We start from the raw sequence: 16,508 nt of genomic DNA on the forward strand, positions 1-16,508 counted from the left end.
CCGCCCGCACGAGGAGCCATGAACGATTTCGCGTCCACGCCCATGCTGACCCTGCTGCCCGCCGTCGACGTCGCGGGCGGCAAGGCGGTCCGCCTCACCCAGGGAGAGGCGGGGACCGAGACCAACTACGGCGACCCGGTCGACGCCGCTCTGGAATGGGCGCGGCAGGGCGCGGACTGGATCCACCTCGTGGACCTCGACGCAGCGTTCGGCCGCGGCAGCAACGCCGGCCTTCTGCGCAAGGTCATCAAGCAGGTCAAGGGCGTTCAGGTGGAGCTGTCCGGCGGCATCCGCGATGACCGTTCGCTCGAGGCGGCCCTGGAGTCGGGCGCCGCCCGCATCAACCTCGGCACCGCCGCGCTGGAGAACCCGGAGTGGGCGGCCGACGTCATCGGGCGGTACGGCGACGTCATCGCCGTGGGGCTGGATGTTCGCGGCACGACCCTGGCCGCGCGGGGCTGGACGCAGGAGGGCGGCGACCTGTGGACCGTCCTGCAGCGGCTGGAGGCCGCCGGCTGCAGCCGCTACGTCGTCACCGACGTCACCAAGGACGGCACGCTGAAGGGCCCGAACCTCGATCTGCTCCGCGAGGTCACCTCTCGCACGCCCAAGCCCGTGGTCGCCTCGGGCGGCATCTCGAGCCTGGATGACATCGCCGCGCTGCGCGAGCTCGTGCCGTTGGGCGTCGAGGGCGCCATCATGGGCAAGGCCCTGTACGCGGGCGCGTTCACGCTCGCCGAGGCGCTGGATGTCGCCGGGTACTGACCCGCAGTCCCGTCCGTCCGACTCCGCGGGTGTGCCGTGGGAGGGACGGAGTTTCCAGAGCAATCCCCACGCCGCCGACGACGGCTCGGCTGACCCGGAGCTGCTGGCGGCGCTGACCTCGTTCCGCGAGGGGACCGGCGACCAGGAGTCGGTCGTCGAGGCGTACCGCCGGGCACGCATGCTGATCCCTCTCGTGGCCGAACGCGGCGACGAGGGGACCGCGCCCGGCGGGCTGACGGTGGACAAGACGCAGGAGCTGTCGATCGTCACCGTCGCGTCTCCCGACGGTCGCCGCGTGCTGCCGGTGTTCACCTCGGTCGCGACGATGGGCGTGTGGGATCCGACCGCGCGGCCCATCCCCGCCGAAGGTGTGCGGACTGCCGCGGCGGCGATGCAGGACGACACCGATCTGATCGTCGTCGACCCGGGCAGCGACACCGAGTTCGTGCTGCGCCGACCGGCGGTCTGGGCGATCGCCCAGGGGCAGCGCTGGGAACCCAGCTTCACGTCTCCCGAGGTCTACGCCGGATTGCAGGAGAGCATCGGGTCGGAGCTGGCGGTGCTCGACCTGGCGGTGCAGGCCGGCGACCCCGACGCGCGGCTGCGCGGGCCGGAGCTCATCGTGCGACTGGAGCTCGTCCACGGCCTCGAGAAGGACGCGCTTGACGCCGTCCTCGCACGGCTGGCTCAGCGCTGGGCGGCCGATGACCGCATCGCGGTGCTCGTGGACTCGCTGACGGTGAAGCTGGTGCGCGGCCGCTGAAGGGAGCGACGCCGGCCCGGGGTGGTCCGTCTCAGGTGACGGGGCCGGTCCACTTCTCGCCGGGACCCTTGCCGATCGGATCAGGGATCGTGGATGCCTCGCGGAAGGCCAGCTGGAGCGAGCGGAGTCCGTCGCGCAGTGAACGGGCATGCATGTCGCTGATCTCCGGGGCTCCGGCGGTGATGAGGCCCGCGAGGGCATTGATGAGCTTGCGCGCCTCATCGAGATCGAGCTGGTGAGCCGGGTCGTCGGCGAGACCGGTCTTCACCGCGGCGGCGCTCATCAGGTGGACGGCGGTGGTGGTGATGACCTCGACCGCCGGTACGTCGGCGATGTCGCGCGTGGCCGATGCGGCGGCGCGCTCCTGCTCCTCCCACCGGGCCTCGCGCGACGCATCGCGTGGGCCTTGCTCATCGTGCGAGGGGGTGCCGGCATCCCGAATCGTGTCCACGTGCTGCTCTCTGCTAGACTATGGCGGGCTCCGAGGCCATGTGTCTCGGAATCGAAAGAGGATCACATCCCACCCGCGCTTGCCGCTCCAGGCTACCGGGTCACGCACTCCGCCCCGACCGCTTGCGGCCGGGGTCGACCAGGGTGCAGCCGGCGCTCGATCGCCGTGCGGGTGGAATGGACTCCTCTTCCACTCGCGATGCAAGCCCGTGTCGCGGTGGTCATCACCCGCATGAAAGAGGAGTTCCGCATCAGCGATCCCCGCACCAACGACCGCATCCGCGTCCCCGAGGTCCGCCTCGTCGGACCCGCGGGTGAGCAGGTCGGCGTCGTCCGCATCGAGGTGGCGCTGCGCCTGGCCCAGGAGGCCGACCTCGATCTCGTCGAGGTGGCCCCCAACTCGAAGCCCCCCGTGGTCAAGATCATGGACTACGGGAAGTTCAAGTACGAGGCTGCGCAGAAGGCCAAGGAAGCGCGTCGCAATCAGGCGAACACGGTCCTCAAGGAGGTCCGGTTCCGACTGAAGATCGAGGCGCACGACTACATCACCAAGCTCAAGCGCGCCGAGGGCTTCCTGCAGGCCGGCGACAAGGTCAAGGCGATGATCCTGTTCCGCGGTCGCGAGCAGTCGCGTCCCGAGCAGGGCGTGAGGCTGCTCCGCAAGTTCGCCGAGGATGTCGCTGAGTTCGGGACGGTGGAGTCGAACCCCACGATCGACGGCCGCAACATGGTGATGGTGGTCGCCCCGCACAAGAACAAGTCCGAGGTGAAGACCGAGCAGAACGCTCAGCGCGCCGCGAACAAGGAAGCCGCGCGGTCCGCCCGCAGCGGCGCCGCGGACGCCGACGACGAGCCCCAAGCCACGTCCGAGCCGGCATCCGCCGAGTAGGACCCACGAACTCCCGCACCGCGGGACACCGACTCCCGCCTGGGCGGGAAGTGAAACGAAGGAAGAAGAGATGCCGAAGCAGAAGACCCACTCGGGCGCCAAGAAGCGCTTCAAGGTCACCGGAAGCGGCAAGCTGATGAAGCAGCAGGCCAACATGCGGCACAACCTCGAGGGCAAGTCGAGCCGTCGTACGCGTCGCCTCAACCAGGAGCAGGTCCTGGCCCCCGGTGACGCGAAGGTCGCCAAGAAGCTCCTCGGCCTCTGAGCGCCGACGCACGATAGGAAACAGAAGAAATGGCTAGAGTCAAGCGGGCTGTCAACGCCCACAAGAAGCGTCGCGTCATCCTCGAGCGCGCCTCCGGTTACCGGGGTCAGCGTTCGCGCCTGTACCGCAAGGCGAAGGAGCAGGTCACCCACTCGCTCGTCTACGCGTACCGCGACCGTCGCAAGCGCAAGGGCGACTTCCGTCGTCTGTGGATCCAGCGCATCAACGCCGCGAGCCGTCAGAACGGCCTCACCTACAACCGCTTCATCCAGGGCCTGGGTCTCGCGGGTGTGCAGGTGGACCGTCGCATGCTGGCCGAGCTCGCCGTGAACGAGCCGGCCACGTTCGCGTCGCTGGTCGCCACCGCGAAGAACGCGCTGCCCGAGAACGTCAACGCTCCCAAGAGCGCCTGACCCGCAGTTCTCCTCACCGAAGGCGTCCTCCATACGGAGGGCGCCTTCGGTGTCTCTAGACTGGTCGCGTGCTCGAGAACCCCCGGTCCCCGCGCGTGCGCGCCGTCGCGAAGCTGACCAAGCGGGCGGCCAGGCAGGAGACGGGGCTGTTCCTCCTCGAAGGCCCCCAATCCGCGCGCGAGGCCCTCGCGTATCGCCCCGACACCCTGGTCGAGCTGTATGCGACCCCGACCGCACTCGAGAAGCACCCCGACGTGCGCGCGGGTGCGGACGAGGCCGGCATCGAGATCGTGTTCGCCTCCGAGGCCGTCATCGACGCGATGGCCGACACCGTGACCCCGCAGGGGATCGTCGCTGTCGCCCGCCAGTCACCGACGTCCGTCCGCGACGTGTTCGCCGCCTCACCCCGGCTCGTGGCGATCTGCGAGGAGGTTCGCGACCCCGGCAATCTCGGCACCATCATCCGCGCGGCCGATGCGGCCGGCGCCGACGCGGTCGTGCTGACCGGCCGCACCGTCGACCCCTACAATCCGAAGGTCGTGCGCGCGACCACCGGTTCGCTCTTCCACGTTCCCGTCGCGGTCGGGGTGGAACTCTCCACCGCCATCGAGCGCGCCCACGGGGCGGGTATGCGCGTGGTCGCCGCCGACGTCGGCGGCGGCGACTTCCTCGCCGCCCGCGACCGCCTGGCGGAGCCGACCGCGTGGCTGTTCGGCAACGAGGCGCGAGGCCTCGACGACGACGCGCTCGCGCTCGCCGACGATGCGCTGCGCCTGCCGATCTTCGGCAAGGCGGAGTCGCTGAACCTCGCGACCGCGGCCAGTGTGTGCCTGTACGAGACCGCGTTCGCCCAGCGCGCTGCCGGGATCTGACCCGCCCCCGTTTGTTTCAGATCGGTAAAGGGTTGCGTGGGCTCCTGCGGCGGCATGCCTCGCGGTCCTAGGGTGAACCCCATGGCGACTCCTGATGCCCCGGCGGCTTCGCCGCGCACCTCGAACATCAACGTCCGCCGCGGCGAGCCCCTCGTCGTCGTGGAGAACGTCGACAAGCACTTCGGCCAGCTGCACGTGCTGCGCGACATCAACACCGTGGTCAACCGCGGTGAGGTCGTCGTGGTCATCGGTCCCTCGGGATCCGGGAAGTCCACCCTCTGCCGTGCGATCAACCGGCTCGAGACGATCGACTCCGGCGTCATCACCATCGACGGGCAGCCCCTCCCCGCCGAGGGGAAGGACCTGGCACGGCTGCGCGCGGACGTCGGGATGGTGTTCCAGTCCTTCAACCTGTTCGCCCACAAGTCCGTCCTCGAGAACGTCACCCTCGGGCCGATGCGCGTGCGGGGGATGAAGAAGAAGGATGCCGATCAGAAGGCCATGCAGCTTCTGGACCGCGTGGGAGTGGCCAATCAGGCGTCCAAGATGCCCGCTCAGCTCTCGGGCGGACAGCAGCAGCGAGTGGCGATCGCCCGCTCGCTCGCGATGAACCCGAAGCTGATCCTGATGGACGAGCCCACCAGCGCACTCGACCCGGAGATGATCAACGAGGTCCTGGACGTCATGGTGGGCCTCGCGTCGGAGGGTATGACGATGATCGTCGTCACCCACGAGATGGGCTTCGCCCGCAAGGCCGCCGACCGCGTGCTCTTCATGGCCGACGGCGCCATCGTCGAGGAGGCCACCCCCGAGAAGTTCTTCACCGACCCGCAGAGCGACCGGGCCAAGGACTTCCTCTCGAAGATCCTCGAGCACTGACCCAGACCCCCGCCGCCATCAGCGACGGGAAACCGGAGGTGGCCGCCACGCGCGGCCCGCACCACAGCAAAGGACGAGAACATGAAGCGATCCAGACTTCCCCTCATCGCGCTGGCCGCGGCCGGCGCGCTCGCACTGTCGGCATGTGCCGGCGGCACGACCACGCCGGGCGACGACGCCGCTCCCGAACCCGAAGACGTCAGCTTCGAAGAGGGCACCACGATGGCGGAGCTCAATGAGGCGGGCACCATCACCATCGGCACGAAGTTCGACCAGCCGCTGTTCGGCCTGATGGGCCCCTCGGGCGTCCCGGAGGGCTTCGACGTCGAGATCGGCAAGATCATCGCCTCCGAGCTCGGCATCTCCGAGGACAACATCGAGTGGGTCGAGACGGTCTCGGCCAACCGTGAGCCCTTCATCGAGAACGGCCAGGTCGACATCGTCATCGCGACCTACACGATCAACGACGAGCGCAAGGAGGTCGTGTCGTTCGCGGGGCCGTACTACATGGCCGGTCAGTCGATCCTCGTCCTGGCGGACAACGACGACATCACCACCGAGGACGACCTCGTCGGACAGCCGGTGTGTTCGGTGACCGGCTCGACGCCCGCCGCCATGCTCGAGGAGATCGGCGCCGAGCCGGTCCTCACCGACACGTACTCGAACTGCCTCGAGCCGCTGCGCAACGGGACCGTCGTGGCCGTCTCGACCGACAACGTCATCCTGGCCGGCCTCGCCGCGCAGAACGAGGGCGAGTTCAAGGTCGCCGGTGAGCCGTTCACCGAGGAGCCCTACGGCATCGGCCTCGCGCTGGACGACACCGACTTCCGCATGTGGATCAACGACGTGCTCGAGGAGTCGTACGAGGACGGCCGGTACGAAGAGGCGTGGAACAGCACCGCGGGAACGGTCCTGCCGTTCGTCGACCCGCCGGCGCCCGACCGCTACTGATCGACCCGATCGCCTCCCGCCGCCACTGACGGCGGGAGGCGATCCCCGCACGCGAAAGGAGACCGCATGGACCAGTTGTGGTCGCTCATGCCCGAGTTCTGGGAGGGGTTCCGCGTCACCCTGCTGCTGCTCGCCGTCTCAGGCATCCTGGCCCTCGTCCTCGGAACGGTCATCGCCGCGATGCGGATATCGCCGGTTCCCGTCCTGCGCGGTTTCGCGGCGTTCTGGACCGAGATCGCGCGCAACACCCCGCTCACGCTGGTCTTCTTCTTCACCGCGTTCGTGATGCCGATGCTGGGCGTGCGGGCCCCGTATCTGCTGCTGGCTTTCATCGCGCTCACGTATTACACCTCGCCCTTCGTCGCGGAGGCGCTGCGGTCCGGCATCAACGGCGTACCGGTCGGTCAGGCCGAGGCCGCTCGAAGCATCGGACTCGGCTTCGGCCAGACCGTATCGCTCGTGGTCCTGCCGCAGGCGTTCCGCATGACGGTCCCGCCGCTCATCAACGTCTTCATCGCCCTCACGAAGAACACATCGGTGGCGGGCGGGTTCTTCGTCGTGGAGCTCTTCGCCTCCACGCGCCAGCTGGCCAACGACAACGGGAACATCGTGATCCCGCTCCTTCTCGTGGCGGCAGCGCTCTACCTGGTCATCACGGTGCCGCTCGGCCTGGCCGCCGGGCAACTCGAGAAGCGATGGGTGGTCAGCCGATGAGCGGCAACAGCGTCCTGTTCGACGTCCCCGGCCCCCGGGCCAAGCGGGTGTCGCTGATCGCCTCGATCCTCTCTCTCGCGGCGATCGCGGGACTGGCGGTGTGGGTGTACTTCCTGCTCGCCGCGCCCCGGCAGTCGGGCGGAGTCACCCTGCCCGGGATGTTCGATGGAAGCCGTTGGGACATCTTCGCCGACCCGCAGGTGTGGACCTTCATCGGCAGCGGCGTCCTCGGAACCCTGCAGGCGGCCGCTGTCGCCGCGGTGGGTGCGATCGTCCTCGGTGTCGTGCTCTCGCTGCTGCGTAGCTCGCAGATCGCGTGGGTGCGGATCCCGACGGCGTGGTTCATCGAGTTCTTCCGCGGCATGCCCGTGCTGCTGATGATGCTCTTCATCCTTCTCGTCGCCTCCACGCAGGCTTTCTGGGCGGTCGTCATCGCCCTCATCGTGTACAACGGCACGCTCATCGGAGAGGCGCTCCGCGCGGGACTCGCGGCGCTGCCGCGCGGGCAGCGCGAAGCAGCCCTGAGCGTCGGCATGCGGGACTTCCAGTCGAAGATGCTGGTGGAGTTCCCGCAGGCGTTCCGGCAGATGCTGCCGATCATCGTCGCCCAGCTCGTGGTGCTGCTGAAGGACACCTCGCTCGGCTACATCGTGGGTTACAACGAGATCATCCGCACCACGATGAACAACCTGGGCAGCTTCTACGGCAACCGGTACCTGTTCTCGCTGTTCGCCGTGACCCTCGCCATCTACCTCGCGATCAACCTGTCGCTGTCGTGGTTCGCCCGCTGGCTGTCGCGTCGCACCGCGAGCGGAGGAACGCGCGTCAAGGGCGGCAAGGGCCCGGTGGATGACCCCGCCAATCCCGCGGCGCTGCTGAAGGTGGAGGCCACCGCCGACGCCCGCGCGTCCGAATACCGCGGCGGGATCTAGGTCTCCCCAGACGGCTCTCAGCCCGTGGCCCTGACCCCTTCGTCGTCGGCGGGGCGGTAGGCGAGCGCGCTCCCGCCGACGTCCACGCGCACCCGTGTGCCGGGCGGGGTGGCGGCGGGCGAGGCCACACGTGCGTGCAGGATCGCGCCCCCCGCGAGCCCGATCTCGAGCAGCGCGCTGTGGCCGGTGAACCGCGCACGACGCACGACGCCGACGCCTTCCGCGTCGGAGGTCACGCCGAGCTGCTCGGGTCGCAGCATCACCGTCACCGCGGTGCCGGCCGCCGGTGCCGCGACGTCGCCGGCGACGTGGTGCTCCGCCCACTGGGCGGGCAGGCGCCCGAGCACCGTGTCGACCACGTCCTCATGCCACTGGCCGTCGAGGAACACCGCGTCGCCGACGAAGCCCGCGACCCACGCGGTCGCCGGCAGGCCGAACACGATCGCCGGCGCGTCCTCCTGCAGCACTCGGCCGTCCCGCATCACGGCGACCCGGTCCGCCAGCGACAGAGCCTCCTCCTGGTCGTGCGTGACGAGGACCGCGGTGACGCCTTCCTCCCGCAGCCACGCCGGCACCGACTCCCGCAGCTCGTGTCGCAGCAGCGGGTCGAGCGCGGCGAAGGGCTCGTCCAGCAGCACGAGAGCGGGACGCGAGGCCAGAGCGCGCGCCAGCGACACGCGCTGCGCCTGGCCCCCGGACAGCTGCGACGGCATCCGCTCGGCGAAGCCGTCCAGGCCCACCAGGGCCAGCACCCGCCCGACCTCGGGGTCGAGGGCGCGGCGACGCCGCGGCGACCGTCGGCCGGACGACCCCGGCATTCCGAAGGCGACGTTCTGGGCGACGGTGAGATGCGGGAAGAGCGTCGCGTCCTGCGGCACCCACCCGATGCCGCGTCGCTCGGGGCGCAGGTGGATTCCGTGGGTGGCGACCAGCCGCGTGCCGAGCCGGATGTCGCCGGATGCTGCGCGCACGAGTCCGGCGATCGTGCGCAGCAGCGTGGTCTTGCCGCATCCGCTCGGACCGACGACGGCGAGCAGTTCGCCGTCGGAGGCACTGATGTCGACGCCCCGAAGGATGTCGGCATCGCCGAGACGGACGGTCAGGGCATCGACGCGCAGCGAGGTCATGTCACACATCCTCCGGTTCGCGGTCTCGGGAGAGCAGGAAGGCCGGCACGCACGCCACCGCGAGCAGGGCAAGGGCGTAGGGCGCCGCGGCACCGTACGCCGCGACATCGGTGCGCGACCACAGCTCGGTCGCGAGGGTGTCGGTGCCGGTGGGGCGCAGGAGCAGCGTCGCCGGCAGCTCCTTCATCGCCGTGACCGCGACCAGGAGCGCGGCGGCGAGGACGCCCGGGCGTGCCAGGCGGACGGTGACCTGCCACCACGTCGCCATGGCCGTGCGGCCGAGCGTGCGCGAGAGGTCTTCGAGGCTCGGGGGCACCAGCGCAATGGCGCTGCGGACGCCGCCGAGTGCTTTCGGGAGGAACATCACGCCGTATCCGAACGCCAGCACGAGAGCGCTCTGGTACCACCAGGGCACGACCGTCAGCGAGAACGACACCAGCGACAGTCCGACGACGACGCCCGGGATGCCGAGGGGGAGGAGGGCGGCGACCTCGGCGGCGCGCACGCCCCGGCCGCGGTATCGTGCCACGATCGCGCCGACCGGGAGCGCGAGCAGGACCGCGATCGCCGCACCGGCTCCTGCGAAGGAGAGGGTCCCGATCAGGGCCGAGGCGAACTCGCCGGGATCGAACGCCCGCAGGCTCGAGGCGTCGAGGGCGCGCGCGACGAGGATGACCGAGGGGACGCCGGCCGCGAGGGTCGCCGGTAGCGCCAGCACCGCGAGTCCGGCCGGAAGGAGGGCGCGAAGACGTACGGGGGCGCTGCGCGCACCGGTGGATGCCGGAACCGCCGCCCGCCGGCGCAGCAGCTGCTCGGCCACGACGACCACGAGAGCGATCAGCACCAGCACGCTCGAGAGCACGAGGGCGTAGTCGCGGTCGAAGCTCGCCCCGAACGCCTGATGGATCGCCGTCGTCAGCACCGGGAAGCGGAAGAGGGCGACTCCGCCGAAGTCGCTGAGGGTGTAGAGGAAGGTGAGGAGCGCGCCGACCGACACGGCCGGCGCGATCTGCGGCCACGTGCCGGCGAAGAAGGCGGCCACCGGTGGGCGGCCCAGGGTGCGGGCGAGATCGTCGAACCTCGTCGACGCCGAGCGCATCGCCGCGGCGGTCGGCAGCGTCACGTACGGCACGCACACGCAGGTCAGCACGAACCACGAGGCCCAGAAGCCCTGCATCTGGGGAAGCGCGGCGAGCCAGCCGTAGGCCGCCAGGTAGGACGGCACGGCGAGGGGGAGGGCGGCCAGCGCGGCCCACACCGGCCGCGCGGGCAGCGCCGCCCTCGACAGCAGCCACGCCCCGGGCACCCCGATCACGACCGCGGCCGCAGTGACGGCTCCCGCGAGCAGGAGCGAGTTCCCGACGAGCTCGGGAACCCTCGGCCGCAGCAGAGCCTCGGCGATCTGGTCACCGCCGGCCCCCGCGATCCGAACGACGAGGTACAGCAGAGGCACCGCCGCCAGGACGCACGCGACGGCCGCCGCCGCCCACAGGGCGGTCGGCGGCCGTCGCGTCGCGGTCTGGTCGGCCACGGTCGGTCAGTCGCAGGTCATGGGGTGCCGCTCGTTCGGACTCAGAGGAGTCCGGCGCGCGCGAGGAGCTCCTGCGACTCGGCGACCGATTCGAGGTCGCTGAGATCCAGCTCGGGGTTCACCAGCGAATCCAGCGCCGGGAGACCTTCCGGCGCCTCGATGCCCGGCAGCAGGGGGTACTCGAAGGTCTGCTCCACGAAGTACTGCTGACCCGCCTCCGAGACGAGGTACTCCACGAGCGCCAGGGCGTCCGGGTCACCCTCGGCGCCCGCGAGGATCGCGGCGCCCGTGACGTTGACGATTCCGCCGGGGTCGCCCGGCAGGAACTTCAACTGGGCACGCATCGCGTCCTCGCCCTGCTCGGCCGCCCGCTGGTACCAGTAGTAGTGGTTGATGAGGGCGACATCGAGCTGACCCGCGTTCACCAGGTCGAGGGTCGCGCCGTTGCTCTCGGTGATGACCGGATCGTTCGCCGCCATGGCCGAGGCCCACTCCTCGGCCGCCTCGTCGCCGTCCAGCACGCGCAGAGCGGTGATGAACGACTGGAAGCTGGCGTTTCCGGGCGGGAAGCCCACGCGGCCGGCCCACTCCTCCTCGGTGAAGTCGCGCACCGAGTCGGGCACGTCCGACTCGTCGAGCGTCTCGGCGTCGTACGCGATGACGCGGGCGCGGCCGGTCACCCCGATCCAGCTGTCGTCCTGCGAGGTGAAGCCGGCCGGGATGAGGTCCGCGAGATCGGCCGGCACGGGGGAGGTGAGGCCGGCGTCCGCGACGGCGCCGAGGGCGCCCGCGTCCTGCGAGAGGAAGACGTCGGCGGGAGTGCGATCGCCTTCTTCGAGCAGCAGCGCCGTCAGTTCGGAGGTGCCGGCGTAGCGGACCTCCACCTCGATGCCCGTGTCGGCGGTGAACTGCTCGATGAGGGGGGCGATGAGCTCCTCATCGCGCCCCGCATAGAGGGTGACCTCGCCGTCGGATTCGGCGCTGGCGGCGGGTTCGGGGGTCGTGGCCGCCGTGCAGCCCGAGAGCAGGACGGCCGATAGGAGGGTGGCGGGGATCAGGACGCGGGGCATGCGCATGTCAGGACTCCGGGGGAGGAGGAACGGGGGGATGCCGCGGTGCACGCGACAAGGTAAGGCGAACCTAACCTGTGCGGCCGTCGAACGCAAAAGCGGACGTCATTCGCCGACAGGCGGCGTCATGCGGCATCGGTAGACTCGACTCTCGTGTCCGACGCTCCCGAAATCACCCCCGACGCGGTCTCCGCGGCCGTCGCCGACGCCCTCGCGGCGATCGCCGGCGCGGGCGACACCGCCGCTCTCAAGGCCGTCCGCTCCGCCCACACCGCCGAGGGCTCGCCCCTGGCGGCTCTGAACGCCCGCATGCGCGACGTGCCGAAGGAGCGCAAGGCGGAATTCGGCAAGCTCGTCGGGCAGGCCCGCGCTGAGGTGAACCAGGCGCTCGCCGCACGGGAGGAGGCGCTCGCCGCAGCCGAGACGGCCGCCAAGCTCGAGGCGGAGCGGGTCGACATCACCGCGCTCGCCCAGCGCGCGAGGGTGGGGGCGCGGCATCCGCTCACCCTGCTGCAAGACCAGATCGGCGACATCTTCACCGGCATGGGCTGGGAGGTCGCGGAAGGGCCCGAGCTCGAGCACGAGTGGTTCAACTTCGACGCCCTGAACCTCGACGAGGACCACCCGGCGCGGCAGATGCAGGACACGTTCTACGTCGACCCGGTCGCGCGACACCTGGTGATGCGCACGCACACCAGCCCGGTGCAGGTGCGTTCGATGCTGGAGCGCGACCTGCCGATCTACATCGTCTGCCCGGGCCGGGCCTATCGCACCGACGAGTTCGACGCGACCCACCTGCCCGTGTTCAGCCAGTTCGAGGGCCTCGTCATCGACAAGGGCATCACGATGGCCCACCTCAAGGGCACACTCGATCACGTCGCCCGGGCTCTCTTCGGCGCCGAGGCCAAGACGCGGTTCCGGACCAACTTCTTCCCCTTCACCGAGCCGTCGGCCGAACTCGACCTCTGGCACCCCACCTTCAAGGGGGGCGCGCGCTGGATCGAGTGGGGCGGATGCGGAATGGTGAACCCGAACGTGCTGCGCGCGGCGGGGATCGATCCCGAGGAGTACTCGGGCTTCGCCTTCGGGATGGGGATCGAGCGGACGCTGATGTTCCGCTCGGACGTGCAGGACATGCGCGACATGGCCGAGGGCGATGTGCGCTTCAGCGAGCAGTTCGGATTGGTGGTCTGATGCGCGTCCCGCTTTCGTGGCTGCGTGAGTTCGTCGACGTCCCCGAGGGCGCCACGCCCGAGGACGTCCTCGCGGCGCTGGTGTCTGTCGGCTTCGAAGAGGAGGACGTCCACCACTTCGACCTGACCGGCCCGATCGTCGTCGGCGAGGTCGTGAGCTTCGTCGAGGAGCCGCAGTCCAACGGCAAGACCATCCGGTGGTGCCAGGTCGACGTGGGCGAGGGCGAGTCCCGCGGCGTCGTGTGCGGCGCGCGCAACTTCTTCGCCGGCGACAAGGTCGTGGTGACCCTCCCCGGCGCCGTGCTGCCGGGGCCGTTCCCGATCGCGGCCCGCAAGACGTACGGTCACGTCTCGGACGGCATGATCGCGTCGGCCAAGGAACTGGGACTCGGCGACGAGCACAGCGGCATCCTGCGGCTGGTCGAGCTCGGCATCGACGCCCCGGTGGGCACCGACGCGATCGCGCTGCTGGGCCTGGACGACGTCGCCGTCGACGTGAACGTCACCCCCGACCGCGGCTACGCGCTCTCGATCCGCGGCATCGCACGGGAGTACTCCCACGCCACCGGCGCGGCGTTCCGCGACCCGGGCCTGCGTCCGACGGCCGACGTCGCGGCCGGAACCGGCTTCCCGGTCGTCGTCGACGACGTCGCGCCGATCCGAGGCCGGGTCGGGGCGAGCGAGTTCGTCGTGCGGGTCGTGCGCGACGTCGACCCGGGCAAGCCCACCCCCGCGTGGATGACCGCGCGACTGGCGCTGGCCGGCATCCGATCGCTCGGCATCCTCATCGACATCACCAACTACGTGATGCTCGAGCTCGGCAACCCGATCCACGGGTACGACCTCGACACGCTCACCGGGGGCATCACCGTGCGTCGTGCCGTCGCCGGCGAGAAGCTCGAGACCCTCGACGGCAAGGTCCGCACCCTGCACACCGACGACCTGCTCATCACCGACGGGTCCGGACCCATCGGCCTCGCGGGCGTCATGGGCGGGGGCCCGACCGAGATGAGCGCCGCCACGCGCAACGTCCTCATCGAGGCGGCGATCTTCGACACCGTCTCGATCGCCCGCACCGCCCGCCGTCACCGACTGCCGAGCGAGGCATCCCGCCGCTTCGAGCGCGGCGTCGACCCGGCGATCCCGTTCGTCGCCGCTCGACGCGTGGCCGACCTGATGGTGCAGTACGCCGGCGGCACGAGCGACGACGCCTTCGGAGGATCGCTCGGCACCGAGGTGCGCCGCACGGTCATCGACCTGCCCGCAGGGTTCGTCGCGAAGCTGATCGGCGTGGACTACAGCGCGGCGCAGGTGCGCGGCGCGCTGGAGATGATCGGCTGCGACGTCGACCCCGCCGGCGACGTGTGGCGCGTGACCGCCCCGACATGGCGCCCCGACCTCACCGACAAGTGGACGCTCGCCGAAGAGGTGGCGCGCATCGACGGGCTCGACAAGGTGCCCTCGGTGCTGCCGGTGCCGCCGTCGGGCCGCGGATTCACCGCCGCCCAGCACGGTCGCCGTCGGGTGGCGAACGCGCTCGCCGCGGCGGGCTTCGTCGAGACGCCGTCGTTCCCGTTCACCACCGAACAGCAGAACGACCTGCACGGCTCCGCCTCCGGCGACCATCTGCCCAGCGTCAAGCTCGCCAATCCGCTCGACGGCCAGGCGCCGTTCCTGCGCCGCTCGCTGATCCCCGGGATGCTGCAGGTCTCTCACCGCAACGTCTCACGCGGCCTCACCGACCTCGCCCTGTTCGAGACCGGCGCGGTCTTCCTGCCGGAGCCGGGCGTGTCGTACGGCACGCCGTTCGTGCCGCCGCTGGCGGTGCGTCCGGATGCCGCGACCCTGGCCGAGCTCGACGACGCCATCCCGCCCCAGCCGCGCCACGTCGCCGTGCTGCTGACCGGCAACCGCGTCGCCAAGCAGCCCGGCCAGCCCGCCGAGGCCGCCGATGTCGCCGACGCCCTCGACGCCGTCCGCACGATCGCTTCGGCGGCCGGCGTCGCCGTCGACGTCGTCCAGGGGCGGCGCGCCGCGCTGCACCCGGGACGCACCGGCGTGATCACGGTCGCCGGCGAAGAGGTCGGCTACGTCGGCGAGCTGCTGCCCGCCGTCGCCGAGGCTGCGGACCTCCCGGGCCGTGTCGTCGTGGCCGAGCTCGACCTCGACCGGCTGCTCGCGCTGGCCGGAGACCGGGTCGTCGCGGCATCCCTCTCGGGATTCCCGGCCGCCACGCAGGACGTCTCGCTCGTCGTCGACGCCGCCGTGCCGGCCGCCGAGGTGCGCGCGGCGCTGCGAGACGGCGCCGGCCCGCTGCTGGAGTCGCTGCGGCTCGTCGACGACTACCGCGGGACGGGTCTGCCGGACGGCGCGAAGAGCCTCACCTTCGCGCTGCGCTTCCGCGCCGACGACCGCACGCTCACCGCCGCGGAGGCCTCGGACGCCAAGTTCGCCGGCGTCGCCGTCGCGCAGGAGCGTTTCGGCGCCACCCTGCGCGAGTAAGCAGCGCCGCGGCGCCGGCGCGCGGGCAGACTGGGCGCATGACGGATGTGCTCGTGCTCGGCGGAACGGGATGGGTCAGCGGCCGCGTCGCCGCGGAATGGCTGCGGCGGGGCGCCCGCGTGACGTGCGTCGGACGCGGGTCGCGGCCGGCACCTGCGGGTGCGGCCCTGCACATCGCCGACCGCGACGACCCCCGTGCGTACGACGTGCTCGCGACGGGCGAGTGGGACGAGGTGGTCGACGTGTCGTCCGAGCCGGCGCACGTCGCGGGGGCCCTCGCGATGCTCGCCGGGAGGACGCGGCACTGGACCTACGTCTCCTCGGTCTCGGTGTACGCCGCGGCCGACCGCGTCGGCGACGACGAGAGCGCCGAGCTGGTCGCTCCGGCGGCCCCCGGCGAGGCCGCGGAATACCCCCGGGCCAAAGCGGCCGCCGAGGATGCGGTGCACGAAGCCCTCGCCGATCGAGCGGCGGTGATTCGACCGGGCCTCATCGTCGGCGACGGCGACCCGACCGATCGCTTCGGCTACTGGGTCGCGCGATTCGCCCTCGCCGGCGAGGGGCCGGTGCTGGTGCCGGCGGGCGATCGCCGATCCCAGGTCATCGACGTCGCCGATCTGACCGACTTCGTCGTGGGTGCCGGTGGCCGCGGGTGGGTGGGCGAGGTCGACGCCGTCGGTCCGTCGACGCCGCTGCGTGACGTCATCGACGACGCGCGACGCGTCGCGGGACACACCGGCGCCGTCGTCGCGGCATCCGATGCCGATCTGCTCGCGCACGACGTCGCCTACTGGGCGGGGCCGCGGTCTCTGCCGCTGTGGATCCCGTCCGAGATGACCGGATTCGCCACCCGCCTCGGCGAGCGGTATCGGCGAGCCGGTGGCCGCACCCGGCCGCTCGAGACCACCCTCGCCGAGGTCCTCGCCGACGAACGGGCCCGCGGGCTCGAACGCGAGCGCCGTGCCGGACTCGCTCGCGCGGACGAGCTCGCGATCATCGCCGCCCTCGGCGCCCGGATCACGTGATCTGGCCGAGAGCACGTGTTGCTCGCGCGCGCAGCGTGTGCGCTGGGTGAGAACACGTGATCTGGGCACCCGTGGGGGCGGGTGACGATTTGCGGATGCCGCAACCGCACGGCTATCGTCGGCGCATGCCGTCGGCGAATCAGGGTCCTGCGCAGCTCGCTCCGAGC

Annotated in this window: 17 protein-coding genes; 13 read left to right on the forward strand and 4 right to left on the reverse strand. The window is 71.0% G+C overall.

What is annotated here, in order from left to right; genetic code table 11:
- Positions 1-18 precede the first annotated feature (18 nt).
- Both priA and NFR93_RS00395 read left to right on the forward strand, forming a co-directional pair.
- On the forward strand, positions 19-765 hold the full coding sequence (gene priA, locus NFR93_RS00390; RefSeq protein ID WP_251449288.1) for a bifunctional 1-(5-phosphoribosyl)-5-((5-phosphoribosylamino)methylideneamino)imidazole-4-carboxamide isomerase/phosphoribosylanthranilate isomerase PriA: 747 nt from the start codon (positions 19-21) through the stop codon (positions 763-765).
- Complete coding sequence (locus NFR93_RS00395; protein WP_251449290.1) at positions 749-1,528, forward strand: SseB family protein; 780 nt, start codon at positions 749-751, stop codon at positions 1,526-1,528. The genes priA and NFR93_RS00395 overlap by 17 nt, the downstream gene beginning before the upstream one ends.
- A gap of 31 nt (positions 1,529-1,559) precedes the next feature.
- Here the strand turns inward: NFR93_RS00395 and NFR93_RS00400 are convergent, their stop codons facing one another.
- The gene (locus NFR93_RS00400; protein WP_251451403.1) at positions 1,560-1,970 is read right to left on the reverse strand and encodes a DUF1844 domain-containing protein; all 411 of its coding nucleotides are present in this window, start codon (positions 1,968-1,970) and stop codon (positions 1,560-1,562) included.
- A gap of 207 nt (positions 1,971-2,177) precedes the next feature.
- On the opposite strand from NFR93_RS00400, the gene infC reads away from it, so the two are divergent.
- From infC to NFR93_RS00440, 8 genes are all read left to right on the forward strand, one after another.
- On the forward strand, positions 2,178-2,867 hold the full coding sequence (infC, locus tag NFR93_RS00405) for a translation initiation factor IF-3 (RefSeq protein ID WP_251449292.1): 690 nt from the start codon (positions 2,178-2,180) through the stop codon (positions 2,865-2,867).
- Between the two features lie 70 nt (positions 2,868-2,937).
- Entirely contained in the window at positions 2,938-3,132 is a 195-nt protein-coding gene (rpmI, locus tag NFR93_RS00410; RefSeq protein ID WP_191718014.1) for a 50S ribosomal protein L35, read from the forward strand.
- 29 nt (positions 3,133-3,161) lie between these two features.
- Positions 3,162-3,545: a 50S ribosomal protein L20 gene (rplT, locus tag NFR93_RS00415; protein WP_251449294.1), complete on the forward strand. Its 384-nt coding sequence runs from the start codon at positions 3,162-3,164 to the stop codon at positions 3,543-3,545.
- A 68-nt stretch (positions 3,546-3,613) separates the two neighbouring features.
- Positions 3,614-4,417: a TrmH family RNA methyltransferase gene (locus NFR93_RS00420; RefSeq protein ID WP_251449296.1), complete on the forward strand. Its 804-nt coding sequence runs from the start codon at positions 3,614-3,616 to the stop codon at positions 4,415-4,417.
- An 81-nt stretch (positions 4,418-4,498) separates the two neighbouring features.
- Positions 4,499-5,296, forward strand: a complete 798-nt coding sequence (locus NFR93_RS00425; protein WP_251449298.1) for an amino acid ABC transporter ATP-binding protein — start codon at positions 4,499-4,501, stop codon at positions 5,294-5,296.
- Positions 5,297-5,377: 81 nt separating this feature from the next.
- Positions 5,378-6,247: a glutamate ABC transporter substrate-binding protein gene (locus NFR93_RS00430; protein WP_251449300.1), complete on the forward strand. Its 870-nt coding sequence runs from the start codon at positions 5,378-5,380 to the stop codon at positions 6,245-6,247.
- Between the two features lie 66 nt (positions 6,248-6,313).
- A complete protein-coding gene (locus NFR93_RS00435; protein ID WP_251449302.1) occupies positions 6,314-6,961 on the forward strand; it encodes an amino acid ABC transporter permease in 648 nt (215 codons plus the stop codon).
- Positions 6,958-7,893 (forward strand): amino acid ABC transporter permease, encoded by a 936-nt coding sequence (locus NFR93_RS00440; RefSeq protein ID WP_251449304.1) that lies wholly within the window; start codon positions 6,958-6,960, stop codon positions 7,891-7,893. Before NFR93_RS00435 ends, NFR93_RS00440 begins: the two co-directional genes overlap by 4 nt.
- A gap of 17 nt (positions 7,894-7,910) precedes the next feature.
- Here NFR93_RS00440 and NFR93_RS00445 read toward each other — a convergent pair whose 3' ends face one another.
- Genes NFR93_RS00445 through NFR93_RS00455 form a run of 3 tightly spaced genes read right to left on the reverse strand, consistent with a single transcriptional unit; the run spans position 7,911 to position 11,621 of the window.
- Positions 7,911-9,020 (reverse strand): ABC transporter ATP-binding protein, encoded by a 1,110-nt coding sequence (locus NFR93_RS00445; protein ID WP_251449306.1) that lies wholly within the window; start codon positions 9,018-9,020, stop codon positions 7,911-7,913.
- A gap of 1 nt (position 9,021) precedes the next feature.
- Complete coding sequence (locus tag NFR93_RS00450) at positions 9,022-10,551, reverse strand: ABC transporter permease (RefSeq protein ID WP_251449308.1); 1,530 nt, start codon at positions 10,549-10,551, stop codon at positions 9,022-9,024.
- A gap of 41 nt (positions 10,552-10,592) precedes the next feature.
- Entirely contained in the window at positions 10,593-11,621 is a 1,029-nt protein-coding gene (locus NFR93_RS00455) for an iron ABC transporter substrate-binding protein (RefSeq protein ID WP_251449310.1), read from the reverse strand.
- A 153-nt stretch (positions 11,622-11,774) separates the two neighbouring features.
- Here NFR93_RS00455 and pheS point away from each other — a divergent pair, with 153 nt between their 5' ends.
- Genes pheS through NFR93_RS00470 form a run of 3 tightly spaced genes read left to right on the forward strand, consistent with a single transcriptional unit; the run spans position 11,775 to position 16,341 of the window.
- Positions 11,775-12,815, forward strand: coding sequence for a phenylalanine--tRNA ligase subunit alpha (pheS, locus tag NFR93_RS00460; RefSeq protein WP_251449312.1), 1,041 nt, complete (start codon positions 11,775-11,777; stop codon positions 12,813-12,815).
- Positions 12,815-15,316, forward strand: a complete 2,502-nt coding sequence (gene pheT / locus NFR93_RS00465; protein ID WP_251449314.1) for a phenylalanine--tRNA ligase subunit beta — start codon at positions 12,815-12,817, stop codon at positions 15,314-15,316. Before pheS ends, pheT begins: the two co-directional genes overlap by 1 nt.
- 38 nt (positions 15,317-15,354) lie before the next feature.
- Positions 15,355-16,341, forward strand: coding sequence for an NAD-dependent epimerase/dehydratase family protein (locus NFR93_RS00470; RefSeq protein ID WP_251449316.1), 987 nt, complete (start codon positions 15,355-15,357; stop codon positions 16,339-16,341).
- Positions 16,342-16,508 lie beyond the last annotated feature (167 nt).

The organism is Microbacterium sp. Marseille-Q6648, from assembly GCF_943181415.1.
Lineage (GTDB): Bacteria > Actinomycetota > Actinomycetes > Actinomycetales > Microbacteriaceae > Microbacterium.

What these genes read in the sequence shown, in the direction of transcription:
- priA (WP_251449288.1), top strand. Translation starts at nt 19, where the DNA reads ATGAACGATTTCGCGTCCACGCCCATGCTGACCCTGCTGCCCGCCGTC.
- NFR93_RS00395 (WP_251449290.1), top strand. Translation starts at nt 749, where the DNA reads ATGTCGCCGGGTACTGACCCGCAGTCCCGTCCGTCCGACTCCGCGGGT.
- infC (WP_251449292.1), top strand. Translation starts at nt 2,178, where the DNA reads ATGCAAGCCCGTGTCGCGGTGGTCATCACCCGCATGAAAGAGGAGTTC.
- rpmI (WP_191718014.1), top strand. Translation starts at nt 2,938, where the DNA reads ATGCCGAAGCAGAAGACCCACTCGGGCGCCAAGAAGCGCTTCAAGGTC.
- rplT (WP_251449294.1), top strand. Translation starts at nt 3,162, where the DNA reads ATGGCTAGAGTCAAGCGGGCTGTCAACGCCCACAAGAAGCGTCGCGTC.
- NFR93_RS00425 (WP_251449298.1), top strand. Translation starts at nt 4,499, where the DNA reads ATGGCGACTCCTGATGCCCCGGCGGCTTCGCCGCGCACCTCGAACATC.
- NFR93_RS00430 (WP_251449300.1), top strand. Translation starts at nt 5,378, where the DNA reads ATGAAGCGATCCAGACTTCCCCTCATCGCGCTGGCCGCGGCCGGCGCG.
- NFR93_RS00435 (WP_251449302.1), top strand. Translation starts at nt 6,314, where the DNA reads ATGGACCAGTTGTGGTCGCTCATGCCCGAGTTCTGGGAGGGGTTCCGC.
- NFR93_RS00440 (WP_251449304.1), top strand. Translation starts at nt 6,958, where the DNA reads ATGAGCGGCAACAGCGTCCTGTTCGACGTCCCCGGCCCCCGGGCCAAG.
- NFR93_RS00445 (WP_251449306.1), bottom strand. Translation starts at nt 9,020, where the DNA reads ATGACCTCGCTGCGCGTCGATGCCCTGACCGTCCGTCTCGGCGATGCC.
- NFR93_RS00455 (WP_251449310.1), bottom strand. Translation starts at nt 11,621, where the DNA reads ATGCCCCGCGTCCTGATCCCCGCCACCCTCCTATCGGCCGTCCTGCTC.
- pheT (WP_251449314.1), top strand. Translation starts at nt 12,815, where the DNA reads ATGCGCGTCCCGCTTTCGTGGCTGCGTGAGTTCGTCGACGTCCCCGAG.
- NFR93_RS00470 (WP_251449316.1), top strand. Translation starts at nt 15,355, where the DNA reads ATGACGGATGTGCTCGTGCTCGGCGGAACGGGATGGGTCAGCGGCCGC.